Raw genomic sequence first — 13,585 nt, forward strand, 5'->3', positions numbered from 1 at the left:
TGAAAATTCAATTTGCTGCACGCATCTAGCTGGTTACGTTATATAATGGCACGCTTGATAGCTTAATTCAGCCAAGTGCCGGACCAAACAATTGAGTATAAGCATCTGTTAACAACGGATGCCTGCTTTATATGATAATAGTGCATGCCGATCATTTGGGTCGTTATAGCTACTGTTATCAGCCATTTTCTTATCATCTGAGTACAAAAGACATCGCCCTATGACTACCCCTATCGCTTCATTGCACAATACCGAATTTGCCGTTGGCCAACGCTATTTATCTGATACCGAGTCCGAGCTTGGCTTGGGTGTGGTCATCGATGTCGATGATCGCTGTGTGCATATTTTGTTTCCGCAAAGCGAGGAGACACGGGTGTATGCAAAAAACTCTGCCCCCCTATCACGGGTGGTGTTTAAGGTGGGCGATAGTATCAGTGACCAACAAGGTAATGACTATACCGTCACGGCTGTCGATGAGGTGATGGGGGTGCTTAAGTATAGTGTCGCTGAGCACGAAAGAGGCATCATGGAAACCCGCCTAGCAGCGAACATCACTTTGGCAAAACCGCTTGAGCGCCTATTAGCAGGCCGTGTCGAGCGTGGTGATTGGTACGAGCTGCGTCAAGATATTTTGCGTATGCAGTCTGCGCTAGCCGGTCATCCGCTTAAAGGGCTGATGGGGGCTCGTGTCGATATCATTGAGCATCAGCTTTATATCGCACACGAAGTGGGTAAGCGTATAGCGCCCCGTGTACTGCTCGCTGATGAAGTGGGTTTGGGTAAGACTATCGAGGCAGGGCTGATTATGCATCAGCAGCTGCTCACTGGAAAGGCAGAACGGGTGCTGATACTGGTGCCTGATAGCTTGCAGTATCAGTGGATGGTTGAGCTGCGCCGCCGCTTTAACCTTAACTTTGCATTGTTTGATCTGGTGCGTACTGCTGCTATTAAAGAGCATGATCCTGAGCAAAATGTGTTTTTGACTGAGCAATGTATTATCGCTGGTATGGACTTACTCCTTGACCATCATGACTTATATGAGCAGGCGATAGAGGCAGGTTTTGATTTGCTCGTCGTTGATGAAGCGCATCACCTGCATTGGGATCAGGAAATGGGCGGTAATGAGAAATACGATCTGGTCGCTAACTTTGCTGAAGAGACTCCAGGGGTGATGCTACTGACGGCAACACCTGAACAGCTGGGTGCGCAAAGCCATTTTGCGCGTTTGCGCTTGCTGGATGCCGATCGCTTTGATGATTTAGATGAGTTTATCGCCAGTCAGGATGCGTTTGCTGAAACAGCTGCAGTGGCGACAGTATTAATAGAGGATAAGCCTTTAAGTACTGGACAGATTACGGCATTGACTCATTTATTAGACATTGACGCTGACGAGCTCGCCGCTATCAATGAAGACGATAAGCTGCGCACCTATGCGCTGAATGAGCTGCTAGATAGGCATGGTACAGGGAGAATATTGTTCCGTAATACTCGGGAAAGTGTGAAAGGGTTTTATGGACGTCGTAGCTTGCCCCATCCACTACCGCTACCGGAGGCATGGCAAGACAGCTATCAGACCAATGGTAAACTGCGCGAGCAGCTATGGGGTGAGGAAAACCAGCCTGATGGTGGCTGGCTAGAAGATGACCCACGTGTGCCTTGGCTGATTGATATTTTAAAGGGTGAGCTTAAGCACGAAAAGGTCCTGCTTATCGCTCGTAGTGGAGCGACGGTCGAAAGTCTGGAGGCGGTACTCAGGCTACACGCTGGTATCAAAACCGCTATATTTACTGAGCAGATGGCGTTACTCGAGCGTGACCAAGCGGCGGCGTTTTTTGCCGATCGTGAAGGGGCGCAGATATTGTTATGCTCGGAGATTGGTTCAGAGGGGCGCAATTTCCAGTTTGCCAATCAGCTGATACTATGGGATTTACCCGCCAATCCAGATGTTTTAGAACAGCGTATAGGACGTCTCGATCGTATTGGTCAAACCAAAAAAATTACCTTGCATGTGCCCTATGTTCAGGATACTGCGCAAGAGCGCCTGTACCAATGGTATGATGGCGCTTTAAATATGTTTAATCAAATATCACCCACCGCTCAAAGCGTACAGGAGCAATATATCCAGACGCTGAAACCCTTGCTTGAGGGTGAACGTAGTGCCGATGATGGCGCTGACAACCACGCCCGCCTGCAAGAGCTGATCCTTGAGGCCAAGCAGCTCAGACTGGCATTGGAGGAGCAGCTACAAGCGGGACGAGATCGCCTGCTAGAGTACAACTCGTGCCGTCCACGTGTCGCTGGTCGTATCGCAAATGCCATGCACGACTTTGACAAAAACAATCTACTGCCGCAATTTATTGAGCGCTTCTTTGCTTCTGCCAATATAGATTACAGCGTGCAGCGTGATGGCTCTTGGGTGATTAGTCCAGTCGATAGTACTGAGATCAGTGAGTATATTGAAGGGTTACCACTTGGTGAAGAAAATGGGATGACCTTGACCTTTGAGCGCAAACAAGCGCTACAACGTGAGGATATGGATTTTATCACTCATGAACATCCACTGATGCGTGCAATCTATGAGCTGGCAAGTAACAGCACTTTCGGTAATACTACGGTGGCGATGCTCAAAAGTAATGCAATGCCACAAGGCATGGTGATGTTAGAAGTGAACTTCCGTGTTGAGGTCATTGCACCAAAAGTATTGAATTTGCCAGCGACCTTATCTACCCAAATGATTCGAGTCTTTATTAGTGAGCAAGGCAGTGACTTATCGGCTCGTATCAGTAGTGAGATGATCATGCCGCATATTGAGCGTCTGGATAAAAACCGTGCCCGGCAGGTGGTTAAGGCACGCAGCGGCGTGATAGAGCAGCGTTATTATGAAGCCGAAGAGATTGCCCGTGCGCAGCTTGATGAGATCGGTCAGCAAGCGAATGAACGCTTTAGCCAGCAGTGGTCACGTGAGATCAGACGCCTCAAACACTTACAAACCATCAATCCTAATGTGCGTCCAGAGGAAGTCGAGCGCTTAGAGCAGCTAAAGGCCCAAGGTGAGCAGGCACTATGTAATCTGTCATTAGTGCCAGACTCTATCCGTGTATTGGTATCAGTAAAGCCTTAACCGCTCTAGACGAGAATGACAAAAAAGAGGTGCTCAGTAGTGCCTCTTTTATCAATAGCCCTATAACAAATAGCCATACAAAAATATAGTCATTGAAAAACTAGGAAACTTACCGTCATGTCTAACTACTTACAACTTATCGATGAGCTTCTTGCTACGGTTTCATTAATCGAAGTCAGTCCAGATGTGTTTGAAGGCAAAAGCCATGACTATGTTGGTGCTCGTATTTTTGGTGGACAAGTGCTTGCCCAAGCCCTGATGGCAGCGGCTCATACATTGAATGAAGACAAACCTTGTCATTCGTTACATGGCTACTTTTTACGTGGTGGGGATATCAATCAGCCTGTGATTTATCAAGTGCGGCGTTTGCGTGATGGGCGCAGCTTGTCTGCACGCGAAGTCACTGCGATTCAATATAAGGAAGTAAAAGATAAGCCGCCTGTTGAGCAGGTGATATTTTCGATGATTTGTTCTTTTTCGGCGATAGAAGAAGGTCTTGACTATCAAGAAGATATGCCTGCTTATCCACCGCCTGAAGACCTACCGACTGAGCAAGATCTCAAAGAAGAGTATGTTGGCAAAATACCGGAAGCTCTACAAGCACGTTTTATGCGTCATCGTCATGTCGAGATCAAACCTGTCAAGCCGCGTGACCCCATCAACCCAGAACCCATGAAACCTAAGCAAGCCAACTGGTTGCGCATTCCAGAGCTTGGCGAGCAACCTGTCGCTATTCAACAGGCTCTGTTAGCGTTTGCATCAGACTTTTATTTGGTAGGAACGGGGCTGATGTCACATGGGGTCAGCTTTATGACAAAAGGCTTGCAAGCGGCCAGTATTGACCACTCGATGCACTTTCATCGTCCGTTTGACCTCAATGATTGGCTGCTGTACGACATGTGGAGTGACACCACCTCCAATGCAATGGGACTGAATCATGGTCAGTTTTGGCAAGATGGTAAACTGGTAGCGACAGTGCAACAAGAGGGCCTCATGCGCTTGCGGGTGCCGAAGTCTTAGCCTATTCTTGTGCTAGATTGCTATAATCTTCTCCATCGCACGAGGCAGGCCCAAGCCGTCGAGGGCTTGTTGCTTGTCCAACCATTTAAACGCTATGTTGGCAGCGTTTAGTTTGTCGTTTAATTCTAAAACTTGTGCTTTATCAATAACAAGTCTTTGCGGCTGCAGATACCAATGAAAATGGGTTAATGAATGCTTAATCGGCGCATCATCAAGCAGTGTACTACTGACAGGCTGTGCTACTAATTCATTTTCATGCAGCCAGTCATTAATAATCTGCTCAGCGGTGGTAAATTCAGTTTCGTATAGTTTTTCATTGCTACGCACATTTAGCTTTTGCGTTCCAGTCGCCATTTTCCTGCTCTTTTGACCCTCAGTTTTTTCTATAAACTCCAACGGCAAGCTCCACAGTCCGCCCCAGATGCCATTGTCAGGACGTTGCAGCCATAATACTTCGCCTTGTTCATTGCCTATAATAAGAGCATTGCTAAATTTACTGGGCTTGGGTTTTTTCTTAGCTTTGACGGGATAGTCTGTTTCGCGCCCTTCAGCATGAGCAATACAGTCCTTTTGTAGTGGACATAGCTGGCAGTTAGGGTTCCGGCGCACGCATAAAGTGGCGCCCATATCCATCATCGCTTGGGCAAATAGTCCTGAGTTCTCATTAGGAGTCAGACGCTCGGCCAATGCCCACAGCGCTTTAGTCGTGGCAGATTTGGTGATATCACCGTCAATCGCCGCCCAACGTGTCAGTACCCGTTTGACATTACCATCACAAATGACACCATAACGATGCAGCCCCATTGCCATAATCGCCCCGGCGGTAGAGGGGCCAACGCCAGATATCGCTTCCCAACCCTTTAATGTCTGCGGAAAGTCGCCAGTCTCATCAATTATCTCGACCAATTGCTTTGCACCTTTGTGTAGGTTGCGTGCCCGTGCGTAGTAGCCAAGTCCTGCCCAATGCTCGGCCACGGTGTCCCAGTCTGCCGCTGCCAAATCTTGCACTGTCGGAAAGGTGTCCATAAAACGGGCAAAGTAGGGAATTACTGTGGTCACTTGGGTTTGCTGCAGCATGACTTCGGACAGCCAAACGATATAAGGGTTGGGTGTATCAGTTTGATGCTGTTGCCACGGCAAGTCGTGACGACCGTTTTCAGCGAACCAGTTGAGGAGGCGGGGTGCGAAGGTGTTTAGGCTTTCTTCAGATTGAGAGAATTGAGTAAGCAAGCGTATTCCTTGTGAATCAAAATAGCATTTTTAAAAATATATAATTAAGGTAGTTTATGGGGTGTAATGAGAGTTGATGCAAGGATGTAATGAGTCCTTATCGGTGCGCTGGACACACCCTACATAAGCTCAAAAAAAGATAAAGATTGATATCATAAGTATGAATTAACGATAAACATCGCTTAAAGTTTGTCCAGCAGCATTTTTCCATTCCACCCAGCCATTTGTCGAACGACCTGATACCAATACACTAGCTCCACTGGGTGTTTTAAATAAATGGTTTTCTGTTAGCTTATAGCTTTTATTATTCACTGCTATGAGTTTGCCGCTACTAAGCAAACTCTCTTTTAATCTAGTCACAAATGGTGGAGCTGATGGTGTTTGTTCTTGCCTTATCAGTGACCCTGCCAACATCACAAAGCCATCATCATCATAATACCCTTGTGCATCGCCATCCTTTACTTTGTAATAAAAAAGCATAGTTTCATTGTCTGAAACAACCGTTTGCAATGAAGACGTTTTACTCTGTGTAGTAGTTTCAATAGGAGTAGAAACAGGTTTAGTTTGAAAGTTACTTATTGAACCAATACTAATAGACTCAAAAACAGGCTGACCTAAAGTTGATAACAAAACATCGAGAGTATGAAAAAGCTCTTCGCAGTCGGCTTTTAAGGGATCAGGAGTATGCGGCTTGTTGCCATTATTACCATTTTTGAGCTCGTAGCGTCCAACCTCAGTAGCGGTCGCTATGGCCTTGTGTTCCATATACAGCGCGTGAGTTTGAGTCATAGAGTTATTTGTCGATAGCATGACAAAAGCGCGTGTCCAAAAGTCTTTATCATCATGCTGATTTAATCTTCTTTTTAAATCGCCAGTTTGTCCCACATAAAGTAATGGCTTATCTGTACTTTCTGTTTCACCTATCAAAAAGTATAAACCCACTTGATTGGCGTCTGGCATCGCAAAAAAATCATCAATATGAATACGCGGAACTTCAATCAAACGTACGGTACGAGTCGTCATCTCTGCCAAACGCAACCCGCGCGGATTGCCTTTAGGAAGATAGATTTGAATGGTCTTAGCAGATGGAGTCATAGCAGCCTGTATGAGTAATAAAGTTGGTCTAAACTTTGAGTATTGAACAAGTTTTAATATCTTAAATTACTTCCGATTCTTCCTTGCCCGCTTTTTACGCAGTTTCTTTTCTTCTTCTCGGGCCTGCTTTTTTGCTTCCGCCTGCGCCCGTAGCTCTTCTACCAATAACAGCTCCTTTTCACGCATCTTTGGCGTCTCAAGCGTGATGCGCCCAAGCGTACCACTGCGCAGCTCGTTGATGAGGATCTCTGACATACGATAAGTGTCTACGATGCCGCCTTTTTTTAGCAGGCCTCGGCTACGTCCAGCCACCTCAAAAAACGCCCAATCGGTAGCGGGTAGCTCGTCAATTTTATAACGCGCTTTGAGTAGCTCAGGATAAGCCTGAATCAAGTATTCAGCGGTGTAGCTGGCCACATCATCAAAGTCAAAAGCCGTATCTTTGATACCACCAGTCGCTGCTAGACGATAGCCTGAGTTTGGATTTTCTATTTTTGGCCATAGCATGCCAGGCGTATCATAGAGCATGATGTCATTGTCAATTTTGATCAGTTGCTGCGACTTGGTCACGGCAGGCTCGTCGCCGGTCTTAGCAATGCTGCGTCCAGCCAAAGCATTAATTAAGGTTGATTTTCCGACATTCGGTATGCCCATGATCAGCACTTTAATTTGCCGTCCCGTACCGACTTTATTAGGGATCAGGCGCTTACATAGCTCGACGATTTTATGGACGTCATTGGCTTTGTTGTCATCAAAAGCGATGGCTTTGACTTGATCTTGAGTTTCCAGATACTCGATCCATGCTTGGGTTTGCTCTGGATCAGCAAGGTCGGCTTTATTGAGTATTTTTATAACGGGTTTGTGCCCGCGTAGCGCTGCGACCATAGGATTTTCGCTACTGTATGGGATGCGTGCGTCGATGACCTCGATGACCACATCCATCTCTGGCATGATCTCTTTGATCTCGTTACGGGCTTTGTTCATGTGCCCGGGGAACCATTGGATATTTGCTTTGATGTCCATTTTTTTGATAACCTTTGAGCAGTAATATAATATATCGTTAAGTCAAAATAATAAGGCATAGCATCTTGAGTTGAAGCGATATGTTTATCTTATTTAGTGTTGACTACAAGTGCAGCATGACCTTTTCATGAGGTTTAGTTTACTACACATTCAAAGGTGGGATGGTTCTAAAGTCATTTTGGGTTCAATAAAAAAGCAAAGCATGACGTGCACGCTTTGCTTTAATTTTTTAGCTGTTTTTATTAAGCCAGTAAGCTCAATTAAGCCAAGTTGGCCTTCATAAAGTCCATCATTTTATCCCAGCTTTGCTTGGCAGCAGCTTCGTTATAGCCCAAATCCACATCGTTTTTGGCGGCACGTTCATCAGCATTAGGGTTGGTAAAGCCGTGCTTAGCATTATCATACACATCAACCGTGTAATCGACGCCAGCGTTTTCCATCTCTTTTTTAAAGTCTTCTACAGCATCCATAGACACCATAGAATCGTCACGTCCGTGAGCAAACAAGACTTTGGCACTAAAGTTTTGATCCGCAGGCTGCTTAGGGGTGGGGTTGCCATGGAAGCTGGCAACGGCTTTTAACGGCATACCAAGACGAGCCATATCCAGCACGATTTTGCCACCGAAACAAAAGCCAATTGCGCCTAAATTGTCGCCATTGACAGCCAACTGGTCGCTAAAGTCATTCAAGATCAGACGGCAGCGTTCCATTAACATATCCTGGTCTTCAAGTACTTGCGTCATCCACATATTAGCCATGGCAGCATCGGCTGTCAGCTTGCCTTCACCATATACATCCATGGCGACCGCTGCATAGCCTGCTTTTGCCAGACGCTCGGTGACTTCTTTTGGATACTCAACCACGCCCCACCATTCTGGAGCGACCAGAATACCAGGTGCTGGATTGGTATCAGAGGCGTCCTCAGGTAGCGCCACATAGCTGATGAGCTCGACACCGTTTTCTGTGGTGCTTACCAATTCATAAGTCTTAATTGACATACTATCTCCCTGTTATTTTATGAGTTTTAATCATACTTTTGGTTTTACTTTTACGTCTTCAGTTGATCGACATGTATTACCATAACGCTCATAAGCCATAAAAACAGCTATAATACTGTAACGCTCTATATCAAAATGTCTCCAATCAAAGCGGCATTACAATCACATGACCATAAACCTCTTCGATAAAGCAGCAGCCAATATACATATGACTAAGAACACAAATACTGATACGACGACAGATACCGGTGTGAGCACTGTACCGCTGCGCCCTCGATTTTGGGAGCGCTTTGCACTGGCAGAGCTCACTCATCTTGAATGGGAAGCTTTATGTGACGGCTGTGGCAGTTGCTGTCTTATTAAATATATCGATGAAGATGAGCACGGCAAAGTAGATGAGGATTTGGTTGAGTATACCGATGTCACTTGTAAGCTGATGGACTGTGCGACAGGCTACTGTAGACATTATGACTCGCGCCAGGAGTATGTGCCAGACTGTATCCAACTGACGATGGATAACTTGCCTAACATGATGTGGCTGCCATCGCATTGTGCATACAAGCGCTTGTATAAGGGTCAGTCACTGCCCAGCTGGCACCTATTATTGACCCAAGATGCAGTAGTCACACAGCAGCAAATGCGTGCTGCTAATGTCGGCGTCGCTGGGCGCTGTGTCTCAGAGACGGGTATGTCTGATGAAGAAATGGAAATGCGAGTGGTCAACTGGGTAACGCCTTAATCAGTAGCGGCACTCGTATCCATATCAGCATGCGCAAGTGGTGGTATAGGAATACCTTGACGAATACGGGTAGAGAAAGCACGGCTATTAGCGTTTGCATCTGTATGCGCTTGATTGTCAAAACCTCTAACCTTTGGATTGATATGCGCACGCTCATACCAAGTATCCATTGACCAAGGCTGCGCTTCTGGCTCAAACGCTGTTGGCAATACGCCTATCTTATACAGATAGTTGGGTAGCCAGCCCGATGCCCAAATCCGGTAATCCCATGGTAGCCGATCACCACTAATGACTCGAGCCATATAAAAAATAATATTGGTACAGTTGCTGGTCAAGGTGTTGTACCACGCAGGCTCGGCATTGAGCTCATCAGCGATTGTCAAATATGACTCAAACAATGACTGTACCTCAGACTGCTTGAGGTGGCTGATAGGAAACAGATAGACCTGCTCACCACGGGCATTGCTACGAGTATAGATAATATCACGCTCTTCAGCTGCGATCAGACTGAGCTCATAACGTTTAAAAAACCCGCCCAGTGCCGAAAATGACTCCCCTTTTTCTTTACGAATCTCAAGTGATAGTGACAAGGGTCTATCATCTTCAAAGCGAAAGCTAACTAAGGTATGGGCAATCATAGGGCCCATCCAGTACGAATTGATGATGTCGACACCTGAGAGTTTGGACATATCTACTGTACGTGTCTGCCAGTGTTCAGTCGCATCCTCGCTCGTGTGCCAATCAAAGTTACGTACATTGGTAAATGTGATTAAGTCAGGATTATTGGCATCACGTTCATAGGCAAGTCGTTGACTGACTTCAGGTTGCCAATCACGGTTTTGCTGCGGAGAGATGGAGACAAACCAGCCAGCCCCAATAAGCCAAATAACAGCGTAAAGTCCTGCTAGCCATTTGCTACTCTTGTTGTGATTGGTGATGGTCTTAGCAACTGATTTTGGAAGTGCTTTGTGAGTCAGCTTTGACCAGTAACGGTTGCTGAGTAGTGCTGTGAGCGAGCCTATGATTAAAATTGTCGCCAGCCATGTCAAAGGTGACGTCGCACCAAGCTGATACCAAACGGCCATCAGTAACCATAACGCTGACAGTACCAAAGCGATAATGAACAACGACTGCAGCAGATAGTACCGCCATCCCTTGGCTCGATATCTGCCGTTGTTCGTAGCGCTTGATACGCTAAGATCAGTTTTATGCAGCGAAAAGAATTTAGATAAAAAAGTGCGTAGCGACATAAGCGATATTTGAATAAATAAAGGTTTTGACCATAGCAAAGTTTATAACACACTGGCAATACAATATTGGATAATTTTGTCGTTGAATGTCGGGTAGGCTTGCGATAAAGTGGGGGTTAGTTTGTTATGCTGGTCCATTATCAACGTATACCAAACCCAAAAGATACCATCAGTGGTGCCAAGTACATCCCAGATGTAGTGCCTGCCTTTAGTTTCTTACTGCTCGCATTCTTTTGGGATTGATATCATAATTAATTGGTCGGTTTTTTTATTACTTTTTATCCCCACTTATTGTTTTAATGATTATCAACTAAAGAGGTTAAACCACATCAACATGTCTGACGACACCCCCAGCCCGAGTAGTTGGTCGATGCGCGGCTTAAAACGCTGGCTATCGACCGCCCCCGAAACCCGTGATGAACTGATTCGTTTGGTACAAGACTCGCATCAGTTTCTAGAGCCTGACACCGTAGATATGTTAGAGGGCGTGCTCGATTTGCCCGCCACCCAAGTACGTGAGATTATGACACCACGTCCGCAGGTGATAGGGTTGCATGAAAGTACCAGCCTGGCAGAGGTGATGGATATTATACTGGATACCACTCATTCTCGTTATCCTGTGTTTGATAGTCAAGATGATGATGCTGTAATCGGTATTTTATTAGCGAAAGATCTAATCCCGATCTTAGTGCATATGGTACGTGATCAAGAAGATAGAATTGATAGTAAGCGCCTTCGAGATTTGGTGCGTCAGCCATTGTATATTAGTGAGACCGCACGCTCTGATACGCTACTGCGCTCTTTACAACAAACTCAGGTGCATATGGCCATCGTGATCGATGAGTTTGGTAACTTCGCTGGTGTAGTGACGATGGAAGATCTGTTAGAAGAAATTGTTGGTGATATCGTCGATGAGCATGATGATTTTGATGAAGACAGCGATATCAATAACATCGTTGCTGATCCAGAAAAGCCTAATACTTGGCGAGTGCAAGCGTCTACAGTGATAGAAGATTGTAATGATGAGCTGGGCACACACTTTGATGATACTGATGTCGATACGATGGGTGGTTTGGTGATGCAGGCGCTTGGTTATGTGGGCGATTTAGAAGGTGAAAGCGTACAAATCGATGATTGGCAAATTAAAGTTATCGATGTGGAGGGACGGTTTATTCAAAACCTTGAGCTGACCAAGACCACAGGCGAACAGCAACTACTCATAGGCAGTCATTGACTGACAGGGGTTTAGATAAAAACACGGCTTCGGTCGTGTTTTTGCTTTTAAGGTATGGCCAAATGCCATAAAGCTTTGAGTCATCAGGTACGCAAATTTACCCAATCATGGCTACAGACTGGTATCATGAGCAGGTTTGATTTTGAGCAGCCCTCAGCTCTACGTATTTTAATAAGATTTTGGATGTTTTTTTATGCGCTTGACTACCGCTGATTTACAAAAGCGTTTAAACCCTGAACACTCTAAACGCCTGCCGTTTGGATTGACTATGGTGATGGCCTTAATTGCTGGAGCCATATTTATATTTGCCTTGGCTCCTTATGGTATTTGGCCAGTAGCGCTATTATCACCCGCCATACTCTATGCGTTGCTACTGCCAGAGATGACAGGTCGTCGAGCGTTTTTTATCGGGCACGCTTATGGTACCGGGCTTTTTAGTGTGGGCGCTTTTTGGCTGTATACCTCTATTCATGTCTATGGCAACACGCCGGTATGGCTGGCGCTGATTTTGATTGCGTTAATGGGTTTAGGTATGGGGTTGTTTCATGGCTTTTTAGCCTTGATATTCAATCGCTTGGTCGGCAAGCAGCCCTTGTCCTTTGCAGCGCTGTGGGTGCTACAAGAATGGATGAAAACCTGGTTGTTTACTGGCTTTCCATGGTTGTTTGTTGGTTATGCTTTTACGGAGCAGTATTGGTTATCCTCGCTTGCACCGATAGCCGGTGTCTTTGCTGTCTCCTTTGTGGCCGTCTTATTGGCTGCAAGTCTGGTAGAGTTACTGCGCCGCCGTGCGGGTTATCTCATTGTGTCAGTGGTTTTATTGGTAATCAGTACTGCATTGTGGTTGATCAATCCTCAATGGACCAAGCCTAAAGGTACACCTAACTTATCAGTGTCTTTGATTCAAGGTAATATTCCACAAGATCTTAAATGGTTGACAGAGTTTCAGGTAGAGACGCTCAACATCTACGCCACTTTGACCAGTACCGAGTGGGGGCGTGACATTATCCTATGGCCTGAGTCATCGATCCCGATGTTTCAGACCGATGCCTGGGGCTTTATCAATGAAATGGTAAAGATTGCCAATGAGACAAACACAACTTGGGTAACAGGCATTCCTTACAAAGATGAGGCTGCGTTCGATCCGAGTGTGGATAAATACCCGCCTTTTTATAATAGTGTCATTGCTCTAGGTACAGAAGCAGAAGGTCTGTACAAAAAGCAGCGGCTGGTGCCGTTTGGTGAGTATATTCCGTTTGAAGGTATGCTAGATATCCTACCTGATTTGGCGGGCAGCCAAGAGATTATGAGCTACAGTCGTGGTAGTGAACAACAGTTACCACTGCAGGTACGTGGCCATAATTTAGGGTCAGCGGTCTGTTATGAGGTCGCTTATCCTGACACCACCCGCAAAAATGCAATAGGGACAGACTTTTTGTTAACCATCTCTAATGATGCATGGTTCGGTACTTCAGCGGGTCCACTGCAGCATTTGCAAATGGTACAGATGCGAGCGTTAGAAAACGGGCGCTGGTTTATGCGTGCCACCAATACGGGTGTGACAGCCATTATAGACCACCAAGGTCGTATCATAGAACGTGCTCCTCAGTTTGAGCGTACCGTATTGCGTGGTGAGATTCAGGCTCGAGTTGGTCATACGCCTTTTATGCGTGGTGGCCATTATCCAATTTTATTGATAATCACGCTTTTGTTACTATTAAGCTACCTGGGTAAGCGTGCTACAGCCAATCATAAATAAAACTGGGACACATAGGGTATGCTCACCATGCCAATCGTGCCCGCTTGGATAATTAAAAACCTGCTTATCGTCGTTGAGTGAGTCTCTACTGTGATAATAATTCCTTTAAATAGCTA

The 13,585-nt window shown here is 45.8% G+C and carries 10 protein-coding genes; 5 read left to right on the forward strand and 5 right to left on the reverse strand.

What is annotated here, in order from left to right:
- Nucleotides 1-220 precede the first annotated feature (220 nt).
- Both rapA and J3492_RS05735 read left to right on the forward strand, forming a co-directional pair.
- Nucleotides 221-3,121 carry an RNA polymerase-associated protein RapA gene (gene rapA / locus J3492_RS05730; protein WP_207990802.1) on the forward strand — a complete coding sequence of 967 codons (2,901 nt, stop codon included), beginning with the start codon at nt 221-223 and terminating at the stop codon, nt 3,119-3,121.
- Nucleotides 3,122-3,238: 117 nt separating this feature from the next.
- A complete protein-coding gene (locus J3492_RS05735; protein ID WP_207990804.1) occupies nt 3,239-4,141 on the forward strand; it encodes an acyl-CoA thioesterase in 903 nt (300 codons plus the stop codon).
- 12 nt (nt 4,142-4,153) lie between these two features.
- Here J3492_RS05735 and mutY read toward each other — a convergent pair whose 3' ends face one another.
- The 4 genes from mutY to J3492_RS05755 form a co-directional block, all read right to left on the reverse strand.
- Nucleotides 4,154-5,371, reverse strand: coding sequence for an A/G-specific adenine glycosylase (gene mutY, locus J3492_RS05740; RefSeq protein WP_207990806.1), 1,218 nt, complete (start codon nt 5,369-5,371; stop codon nt 4,154-4,156).
- Nucleotides 5,372-5,536: 165 nt separating this feature from the next.
- Entirely contained in the window at nt 5,537-6,466 is a 930-nt protein-coding gene (locus tag J3492_RS05745; protein WP_207990808.1) for a GIY-YIG nuclease family protein, read from the reverse strand.
- A 66-nt stretch (nt 6,467-6,532) separates the two neighbouring features.
- A complete protein-coding gene (gene ylqF / locus J3492_RS05750; RefSeq protein ID WP_207990810.1) occupies nt 6,533-7,489 on the reverse strand; it encodes a ribosome biogenesis GTPase YlqF in 957 nt (318 codons plus the stop codon).
- Between the two features lie 260 nt (nt 7,490-7,749).
- Entirely contained in the window at nt 7,750-8,487 is a 738-nt protein-coding gene (locus J3492_RS05755; RefSeq protein WP_207990813.1) for a dienelactone hydrolase family protein, read from the reverse strand.
- A 208-nt stretch (nt 8,488-8,695) separates the two neighbouring features.
- On the opposite strand from J3492_RS05755, the gene J3492_RS05760 reads away from it, so the two are divergent.
- Nucleotides 8,696-9,226: a YcgN family cysteine cluster protein gene (locus tag J3492_RS05760; protein WP_243453126.1), complete on the forward strand. Its 531-nt coding sequence runs from the start codon at nt 8,696-8,698 to the stop codon at nt 9,224-9,226.
- Here the strand turns inward: J3492_RS05760 and J3492_RS05765 are convergent.
- Nucleotides 9,223-10,311, reverse strand: coding sequence for an Lnb N-terminal periplasmic domain-containing protein (locus J3492_RS05765; RefSeq protein WP_341534087.1), 1,089 nt, complete (start codon nt 10,309-10,311; stop codon nt 9,223-9,225). The genes J3492_RS05760 and J3492_RS05765 overlap by 4 nt on opposite strands.
- A 499-nt stretch (nt 10,312-10,810) precedes the next feature.
- On the opposite strand from J3492_RS05765, the gene J3492_RS05770 reads away from it, so the two are divergent.
- Together J3492_RS05770 and lnt are read left to right on the forward strand one after the other, a co-directional pair.
- On the forward strand, nt 10,811-11,710 hold the full coding sequence (locus J3492_RS05770) for an HlyC/CorC family transporter (protein WP_207990824.1): 900 nt from the start codon (nt 10,811-10,813) through the stop codon (nt 11,708-11,710).
- A 193-nt stretch (nt 11,711-11,903) separates the two neighbouring features.
- Nucleotides 11,904-13,469 carry an apolipoprotein N-acyltransferase gene (gene lnt, locus J3492_RS05775; RefSeq protein ID WP_207990826.1) on the forward strand — a complete coding sequence of 522 codons (1,566 nt, stop codon included), beginning with the start codon at nt 11,904-11,906 and terminating at the stop codon, nt 13,467-13,469.
- The last annotated feature ends 116 nt before the right edge of the window (nt 13,470-13,585 follow it).

The organism is Psychrobacter coccoides (assembly GCF_017498085.1).
In the GTDB taxonomy this organism is placed as follows: domain Bacteria; phylum Pseudomonadota; class Gammaproteobacteria; order Pseudomonadales; family Moraxellaceae; genus Psychrobacter; species Psychrobacter coccoides.